Source organism: Micromonospora sp. NPDC005197, assembly GCF_040608295.1.
In the GTDB taxonomy this organism is placed as follows: Bacteria; Actinomycetota; Actinomycetes; order Mycobacteriales; family Micromonosporaceae; genus Micromonospora.
The window spans coordinates 1-8,083 of sequence record NZ_JBEXHY010000182.1 but is presented as its reverse complement, the minus strand read 5'-3'; the positions used below and the strand labels follow the sequence as shown (position 1 = coordinate 8,083).

Here is an 8,083-nt window from a genome sequence, read left to right as displayed (position 1 = left end):
CCGGGGTGCGCGGCTATACCCCCCCCCCCGCCGACACAAAGGCGTCCCGCGGGCGGGGGGGGGCGGGCCCCCACCCCGGCCCCGGTGAGCACATCGACCATGCCGCCGACGTCGGTGTTGTCCGCGTACCAGGAGCCGTCCGGACGGCGTACCAACGTGTTGGCCGCGCCGACCGCGACGGCGACCGGCGACGCGGCGTCGGCCACGGCGAGCGCCGCCTCCTTGCCCGGCATGGTCACCGACAGCCCGGCCCACTCGGGGCCCAGGCCGGCGACCAGGGCCGGCAGCTCCGCGGCCGCGCACTCGACCCGGGTGTACGACCACCCGGCCAGCCCGGCGGCGGCGTAGCCGGCGGTGTGGATCACCGGCGACAGGGAGTGCGCGATGGGTTTGCCCAGCACCGCGGCCCGACGGGCCACCACGGTCCGCGTCATGTCCGCCCCCCGTACACGTCGCCTCGACCCTACCCACCGCACCGACCACCGCACCACCCGTCGCCGACCGCGCCCACGGTGTTCGCTTGACGTTCCATCGACGTCGGTGAAAGCATTCGGCGCAGGACGATCGATCGGAAACAGGGGGGAACCATGAACAAACGGATTCTGCGCGTCCTCATCGCGATTGCCGCGGCCTTCAGCCTGTCGTTGATGGCCGCCGCACCCGCGCGTGCGGACAGCGCGGCGGGCAGCTGGTCGGACAACCACGAGCTGTGCGCGTCCAGCTCGTGCGTGCGCGCCGGCAACATCGTGCGCCTCTGGCAGGCCATCATCTGGGCCGACGACCTCAGCGGCACCGTCGGCACCAGCTTCATCGACGGCGAGTACGGCTCCAACACCGCCGCCAAGACCAGGACCTGGCAGGACGTGATGAACATCGGCATCGACGGGTCGGTCGGGCCGCAGACCTGGGGCAAGGCGTACGGCGCGGTCAACCGCAACACCGGCTACGACACGAGCACCCAGACCGGGTACTTCTACTACGGCTACAACCGCACGTTCGCGCTGCGCAAGCAGAACAGCAACGGGGTGTGGACGTTCCTGAACCCGCGCACCGGCTCATGGACCGGCACCAGCCACTGACAATGACGTAAATCGTCTCTCATCAGGGCCAGCGTGAAGGCTCCCTTTCCAAGCCGACACATTATCGGTCACCATTGGAAAGGGAGCCTTCGCACTGTTGCGGGCGGCGCGGGACGGCTGCCGGTACCGTGTCCGCCGTTATCTGAGCCACCGGCCGGACCGCTACCCGTCAACCGGCTTCGGCCGGTTTCTCACCTGGTCAGGGGAGCGTAGCCACCGACGAGCAGTTGCCGATACCGGTGCGGCAGATCCGGTAGGAGTAGCCCGACCGCGCGAAGGCCGCCCAACCTTCCGACGAGGTGCAGATCGAGTTGCCCTTCCACGACCACGAGCTGCTACCCGGGGCGCGCTCCTGCCAACGGGCGCAGTGCCCATCGGTCAGCGGGTCCCGGGCGTAGAGGTCCCAGTCACCATTCTTGATGTAGACGGCCCGACCTGCGGCACCGGTGGTGCTCCTGGTGACCTCAGCGGCCTGTGCCGGCACTGCCGCGAAGGCAAGCAGCACCATAGCCGTCGAGGCGACCGCTCCAGCTCGCGCCGTCCATCTCTTCGTGGTCACAACCATTCCCCCCGTTCTCAAGACTGTCGATACGGACAGCGGCAGTTTAAGAGGCAGAGGAGAAGTACGCTGCCCCGCCAGCGCGGCGTGACGGTGAACCCGAGATGGGAACGGGCGGCATCAGATCACCCCAGCCTCCTTGGCCTTGGCCTCGTTACGCTTCTGCTCCTCGTACGTCTCGGCGAAAGCGGAATGCCCCTGCTTGTCGATCGCCACGAAGTAGAGCCACTTGCCCACCGGCGGGTCCATCGCACCCTCCAGCGCCGGTTTACCGGGGTTGTTGATGGGAGTCGGAATCAGGCCCCTCAGCTTGCGGCTGTACGGGCTCGTGGTGTCGAGCAGTTCCGACTGATTCATCTCGGCCGATGTCTTGGTCGGCTTACCGGTCAACTCCAACCAGTAGTTGACCGTGACGTCCATCTCCAGGCAGTTGCAGTTGAACTCGCCGTACACCCGGTTGTAGGCCACCCGCGCGACCTTGCCCAGGTCGTCCTTGTTGCCGGCCTCGGCCTGGGCCAGCGACGCCACGATCAACGCCTCGTACGGGCTGACGCCACCCCGCTCCTTCTGCACCCGGTCGGCGAACTTCATCTCGCCGGTCACGGAGAGGAAGTTGTCCACCATCAGCTTGAGGATGCTCTCGGCCGTGGCCTTGGGCGGGATCTCGTACGTGTCCGGGTAGAGGAAGCCCTCGATGGACTTGACGACCTTCTTGCCGTCGTCGCGCTTGAACCACCAGTCCGGGACGCCGAGCGCCTCCGGGTCCTTCGCGGCGGCCTCGAACTCCTTGACCGGGATCTTGGTCTTGTCGGAGAGCAGCTTGTAGATGTTCTTGCTGGTGCGGCCCTCGGGGATGGTCAGCCCGTTGACGATCTTGTTCTTCAGGTCGAGCATGGCCGTCACGGCACTCGCGCCGCTCATCTGCTTGCGCAGCTTGTACGTGCCCGGCTGGATGTTCTTGCTGCGCGAGTTGGCCTCGGCGGCCTCGATGAACGCCTTCTGGCTCTTCACCACGTCCGCCGCGACCAGGGCGTCGGCCATGTCGGCCAGCAACGCGCCGTTCTTGATCTCGACGGTGATCTCACCGGACCCGGCACCGTCGTAGTCGGGGGTGACGAAGTAGTTCTGGATCCGGTCGAACCCGTAGAACGCGCCGCCACCGATGCCGCCCAACAGGAGCAGGGCCATCAGCAGCGCCAGGAAGGTCTTGCCCCGGCCACCACCAGAACCGCCCTTGCGCTTACGGAAGCTGCGCCGGTGCCGGCCCTTCTCACCCCGCTCCGGCTCGTCAAACCCAAGATCCAGATCGTCGATCATTACGTCCGCCTCCGCTGCGCGTCCAGCCAGCTCTGCAGGATCTCCACCGCGGCCGCCTGGTCGACAACCGCACGTTGACGTTTACCTCGGACGCCACGTTCGGCAAGCCTACGAGAAGCGACCACGGTCGACATCCTCTCGTCGGTAAGCGTTACCGGTACGGGCGCTATCACATCGACCAATCGGTCAGCGTACGCCTTCACTCCGACCGCCGCGGGACCGTGTTTGCCGGCCAGGTTGACCGGAAGGCCGACGACAACCTCGACCGCTTGATGTTCGGCCACCAGGGCCGCGAGCTGGGCAAGGTCGCTCGGCACCGCGTCCGGCGCGGCGGTGAGATCGCGGGCGAGGGTGACCAGCGGCGTGGCCAGCACCCCGTCCGGATCCGAGCGGGACACCCCGACGCGCACCTGACCGACGTCCACGCCAATACGAACGCCCCGTGTGAAGCCGCTCACCGACGGTCACCCCTCGGCTGTCGACGAACCAGGGCGGACCGATCGGTCCGCCCTGGTCGACCATGACCGTCCATCACGCCTCGGTGATCGCCTTCTCGACGGTGAGCAGCAGGTTCGGCGCCTCGGCCGCCGGCAGGCCGCCGCCCTGGGCCAGGTCGGGGCTACCCCCGCCGCGCCCGGAGAACGCCGCCTTCACCAGGTCCGAGGCGGCCAGACCCCGACTGCGGGCGGCCGCGTTGACCGCCACCACCAGCGACGCCTTGCCGTTCGCGCGGGCCGCCACCGCGACCACCGCCGGCCGCGCCGGGTCGATCTTGCCGCGAATCTCCTGCGCCAGGGTCCGTACGTCGTTACCGGCCGCGCCCTCCGGCGCCTCGGTGCCCACGTACGCCACCCCGCGCACATCCTTGGCCTGCGCCGCGAGCGCCGCCGCGCCACCCAGCACCAACTGGGCGCGCAGCTTCTCCAGCTCCTTCTCCGCGTCCCGCAGCTGGGTCACCGTCTGCTCCACCCGGTCGGCGACCTGGTCGTTGGGCACCCGGTACAGCTCGGCCAGCCGGGAGACCAGCAGGTGCTCCTTGGCCAGGAAGCCGAAGGCGTCCATGCCGACCAGCGCCTCGACCCGGCGGACACCGGAGCCGATGGACGACTCGGAGAGGATCTTCACGAGACCGAGCTGGGCCGAGCGGGCCACGTGCGTGCCGCCGCACAGCTCGCGGGCGTAGTCGCCGACCTCGACGACCCGCACCTCCTCGCCGTACTTCTCGCCGAACAGCGCCATCGCGCCGATCCGCCGCGCCTCGTCCAGCGAGGTGATGAAGGCGTGCACCTCCAGGTCGGCCAGGAGCACCTCGTTGACCTGCTGCTCCACGTCGCGCAGAACGGTAGGCGACACACCCGTCGGGGTGTTGAAGTCGAACCGCAGCCGACCCGGGGCGTTCAGCGAACCCGCCTGGGTGGCCGACTCGCCGAGGAAGTTGCGCATGGTCTGGTGCACCAGGTGGGTGGCCGTGTGCGACCGGGAGATCGCCCGCCGCCGGGTGGTGTCGATCTCGGCGTAGCCGGTGTCGCCGGGGTGCACCTCACCCCGGATGACCCGGGCCCGGTGCACGATCAGGCCGGGCACCGGCTGCTGCACGTCGAGCACCTCGACCTGACCGTCGCCGACGGTGATGATGCCGTGGTCGGGCTGCTGGCCACCGCCCTCGGCGTAGAACGGGGTCGTGTCGAGCACCAACTCGACGGTCTCACCCTCGGTCGCCGCCTGACGCGGGCCGTCGGAGCCCAGCAGCGCCCGCACCCGCGACTCGCGGGCCACCTCGCTGTAGCCGGTGAACGTCACCGGGCCACCCGCGTCGAGCACCGACCGGTACGCCGACACGTCGGTGTGCCCCGTCTTGCGGGCCTGCGCGTCCGCCTTCGCCCGGGTCCGCTGGTCGGCCATCAGCCGGCGGAAGCCCTCGTCGTCGACCGTGAGGCCCTGCTCCGCCGCGATCTCCAGGGTCAGGTCGATCGGGAAGCCGTACGTGTCGTGCAGCTGGAACGCCTTCGCCCCGGACAGCGCCGTGCCGCCCGCCGTGCGGGTCTCGGCGATCGCGGTGTCCAGGATCGTCGTCCCGGCGCGCAGCGTCGACAGGAAGGCTTCCTCCTCGGCGTACGCGTACTGCGCGATCCGGTCGAAGTCGGTCGCCAGCTCCGGGTACGACGGCGCCATGCAGTCCCGCGCGACCGGCAGCAGCTCCGGCAGCGCCCGGTCCTGCCAGCCGAGCAGTCGGATCGACCGGATCGCCCGGCGCATGATCCGGCGCAGCACGTAGCCACGGCCCTCGTTGCTCGGGGTCACGCCGTCGCCGATCAGCATCAGCGCGGTCCGTACGTGGTCGGCGACCACCCGCAGCCGGATGTCGTCCGGGTGCGACTCGCTGGCCACGTGCCCGGAGTGCGCGCCGTAACGCTTGCCGGTCAGCTCGGCCGCCCGGGCGAGGATCGGTCGGACCTCGTCGATCTCGTAGAGGTTGTCGACGCCCTGCAGGATCGAGGCCATCCGCTCCAGGCCCATGCCGGTGTCGATGTTCTGCGCCGGCAGGTCACCCAGGATCGGGTAGTCCTCCTTGGTGGTGCCCGGACCGCGCTCGAACTGCATGAACACGAGGTTCCAGTACTCCATGTAGCGGTCCTCGTCGACCGCCGGGCCGCCCTCGCGGCCGTACTCCGGGCCCCGGTCGTAGAACAGCTCCGACGACGGACCGCACGGCCCGGGAATGCCCATCGACCAGAAGTTGTCCGCCTTGCCCCGGCGGACGATCCGCTCGGCCGGCACACCCACCGACCGCCAGATCTCGTACGCCTCGTCGTCGTCGAGGTAGATCGTCGGCCAGATCCGCTCCGGATCCAGCCCGTAACCACCCTCGGCGATCGGCTTCGTGGACAACTCCCACGCCAGCGGGATCGCGCCGGCCTTGAAGTAGTCACCGAAGGAGAAGTTGCCGTTCATCTGGAAGAACGTGCCGTGCCGGCTGGTCTTGCCGACCTCGTCGATGTCCGGGGTGCGCAGGCACTTCTGCACGCTGACCGCCCGCCGGTACGGCGGGGTCTGCTGGCCCAGGAAGTAGGGCACGAACTGCACCATGCCGGCGTTGACGAACAGCAGGTTCGGGTCGCTGATGGCGGGCAGCGGAGCGGACGGCACCACGGCGTGGCCGTTCGCCTCGAAGTGCGCGAGGTACCGCCGCTTGATCTCCGCCGTCTTCATCGCTGGTGTTCCTCCGGAAAAATGTCTCGATCGCCGATCCGCGGGGACTCCCGCAGCTCGGCGAACTGGTCATCGAACGCCTCACCCTGGGCGAACGCCTGGTGGATCTCCTGCTCGCGTTCGGCCATCCCGATCCGGACGTCCTCCACGAAGCTACGCAGCGATTCCACCAGGCCGCCAGCGGATTCCGACAACGAGCTGGCGATGCCGGCCGGGGTGTACGCCTGCGCGGTCCGGGTCGCCTTGCGGACCACGATCACGCCGACGGCCACGCCGATGCCGAGCCAGAACAACCGCCTCATGTCCTGCTACCTCCTGCTGGCCCGGCCGGTCAGCGGTTGCCGCGCCGGGCGGCCCGCCGCTGCTGCTTGATGGTGTCGCGCACCTCGCGCTCGGTCTCGGCGTGCCGGCGGCCGGCGGCGGCCTTGCGCACGCCGTAGCCGAACGCGGCCACCTTGACCAGCGGGTTCGCGGCCGCGGCGGAGACCACTGTGGCGAGGTTGGCGACGTTTGCGGTGACGTTCTGGGCGTGGCTGGTCATCGTGTCGACCTTCGCCAGCTGCAGGTTCACGCCGTCGAGCGAGGTCTGCACCTGCTCCAGGGCGACGTTGACGTTCTTCACCGTGGTGTTCACGTCGCCGAGCAGCGGCGCCGTCCGATCGTTGAGGTCGTTGATCATGCGCGTGGTGGCGTCCACCGTGTGCCGCAGCCGCAGGATCGGCAGCGTCAGGATGAGCACCAGCACCGCGAACGCGCACGCCGCGATCAGCGCCGCGACCTCTAAAATGTCGCCCACGCGTGTCCTCCTCAAGCAGATTTCCGCCGGACCCGACGTCCCCGGAACGCACAACCTGGCGCCCACCGAACCCACCGAGCCGTCGCCGGTCGCCGGGCACGGGCGGGCCCGCCAGCCCCAGACCCTACCGTCCGTGATGGAGAGCGGCTCAGGACGGTGAGGGTGTCACGTCGCCCAGCGGATCTCCGCTGACCGTCGGGAACGGGTCCTCTCCGGTCAGTGACGGATCGGTGCTGGGCTGCGGCCTGGTCCGCTCGTCGTCGATCGCGTTGCGCACCTTCACCGACACCAACGAGCCGGTGCACTCCCCCGCAGCGGCCGACGGCTCCGGAGACGGCACGATCGCCGGCTCCCCGTCGACCGGCGGCGGTACGCAGGCCGGCGCCCGTACCCACAGGTCGAGGGTCAGCTCGTCCTGACGCCAGCACGTGTAGCTGCCCTTCGTCTCCTGCTCCGGGCAGCGGCTCACCTTCCACGGTCGCCAGCCGTCCTGGCGCAGCGCGTCCTCGTAGACCTTCGCCGTCTCCTCCGGCGACTTCTCCGAGGTGACGGTGCGCTCACGCAGCCGGCAGTCGAGCAGGCACCAGCGGCTGCCGCTGACGTCGTCGACCGTCTTCGTCGCGGCCCACGCGGGCACGGCGAGCTGGTCCAGGTTGTCGAAGACCGGGTCCCGGCTCAGCGTGCGGACGCCGAAGAAGAGCGGTACCGCGCCGAGCAGCACGACGCTGACCAGCGCCAGGACGGCCACCCGCAGCCGGCGTCGTTCGCGCGACTGCCGGCGTACCTCGGAACGGGCGCCCGGGGCGTCGTCGTCGGCGGACGCGTCCTGGCCGGCCGCGCGCAGTGCGGGCCCGTCGGCCGGTTCGGCGACCGGCGCGGTCGCGGTGGGCACCACGACGGCGGCGCGGGCCACACCGACCGGCTCGCCGGGCCGGCCGGACGGTGGCACGGGAGCGACACCGCTGGGCTCGGGCCGGCCGGCCTCGCGCGGCGGCGGCAGGGCACGGCCCGCGGCGCGGTCCGCCGGTCGCGGGGCGGCGGCACGCGCGGCCACGGGTGACCCGGGGCCGGCGTGCTCGGCGCCCGCCCGGTCGTCGCCGACGGGCGGCTGCCCGACGCCCG

Annotated in this window: 8 protein-coding genes and 1 pseudogene; 1 reads left to right on the top strand and 8 read right to left on the bottom strand. The window is 70.2% G+C overall.

Translation table 11 applies throughout. The features are described from left to right. Positions 1-434, bottom strand: a pseudogene (locus ABZU46_RS29765) (shikimate dehydrogenase); the annotation flags it as partial. Between the two features lie 153 nt (positions 435-587). On the opposite strand from ABZU46_RS29765, the gene ABZU46_RS29760 reads away from it, so the two are divergent. Beyond that, positions 588-1,079: a peptidoglycan-binding domain-containing protein gene (locus tag ABZU46_RS29760; protein ID WP_354862950.1), complete on the top strand. Its 492-nt coding sequence runs from the start codon at positions 588-590 to the stop codon at positions 1,077-1,079. A gap of 199 nt (positions 1,080-1,278) precedes the next feature. Here ABZU46_RS29760 and ABZU46_RS29755 read toward each other — a convergent pair whose 3' ends face one another. The 7 genes from ABZU46_RS29755 to ABZU46_RS29725 all read right to left on the bottom strand — a co-directional run bounded on the left by ABZU46_RS29755 (position 1,279) and on the right by ABZU46_RS29725 (position 7,805). Further along, positions 1,279-1,587 carry a hypothetical protein gene (locus tag ABZU46_RS29755; RefSeq protein WP_354862949.1) on the bottom strand — a complete coding sequence of 103 codons (309 nt, stop codon included), beginning with the start codon at positions 1,585-1,587 and terminating at the stop codon, positions 1,279-1,281. A gap of 171 nt (positions 1,588-1,758) precedes the next feature. After that, the gene (gene mltG / locus ABZU46_RS29750; RefSeq protein WP_354862947.1) at positions 1,759-2,955 is read right to left on the bottom strand and encodes an endolytic transglycosylase MltG; all 1,197 of its coding nucleotides are present in this window, start codon (positions 2,953-2,955) and stop codon (positions 1,759-1,761) included. Next, positions 2,955-3,413, bottom strand: coding sequence for a Holliday junction resolvase RuvX (gene ruvX, locus ABZU46_RS29745; RefSeq protein WP_354862946.1), 459 nt, complete (start codon positions 3,411-3,413; stop codon positions 2,955-2,957). The genes mltG and ruvX overlap by 1 nt, the downstream gene beginning before the upstream one ends. Before the next feature lie 73 nt (positions 3,414-3,486). Beyond that, positions 3,487-6,165, bottom strand: coding sequence for an alanine--tRNA ligase (gene alaS, locus ABZU46_RS29740; RefSeq protein ID WP_354862944.1), 2,679 nt, complete (start codon positions 6,163-6,165; stop codon positions 3,487-3,489). Next, positions 6,162-6,467: a hypothetical protein gene (locus ABZU46_RS29735; RefSeq protein WP_354862942.1), complete on the bottom strand. Its 306-nt coding sequence runs from the start codon at positions 6,465-6,467 to the stop codon at positions 6,162-6,164. Before ABZU46_RS29735 ends, alaS begins: the two co-directional genes overlap by 4 nt. A gap of 29 nt (positions 6,468-6,496) precedes the next feature. Further along, a complete protein-coding gene (locus ABZU46_RS29730) occupies positions 6,497-6,961 on the bottom strand; it encodes a DUF948 domain-containing protein (protein ID WP_354862941.1) in 465 nt (154 codons plus the stop codon). A 148-nt stretch (positions 6,962-7,109) separates the two neighbouring features. Next, a complete protein-coding gene (locus tag ABZU46_RS29725; RefSeq protein WP_354862952.1) occupies positions 7,110-7,805 on the bottom strand; it encodes a hypothetical protein in 696 nt (231 codons plus the stop codon). Positions 7,806-8,083 lie beyond the last annotated feature (278 nt).

Excerpts from the sequence above, each read along its gene's own strand:
- ABZU46_RS29760 (WP_354862950.1), top strand. The coding sequence starts at position 588 with ATGAACAAACGGATTCTGCGCGTCCTCATCGCGATTGCCGCGGCCTTC.
- ABZU46_RS29755 (WP_354862949.1), bottom strand. The coding sequence starts at position 1,587 with ATGGTGCTGCTTGCCTTCGCGGCAGTGCCGGCACAGGCCGCTGAGGTC.
- mltG (WP_354862947.1), bottom strand. The coding sequence starts at position 2,955 with ATGATCGACGATCTGGATCTTGGGTTTGACGAGCCGGAGCGGGGTGAG.
- alaS (WP_354862944.1), bottom strand. The coding sequence starts at position 6,165 with ATGAAGACGGCGGAGATCAAGCGGCGGTACCTCGCGCACTTCGAGGCG.
- ABZU46_RS29735 (WP_354862942.1), bottom strand. The coding sequence starts at position 6,467 with ATGAGGCGGTTGTTCTGGCTCGGCATCGGCGTGGCCGTCGGCGTGATC.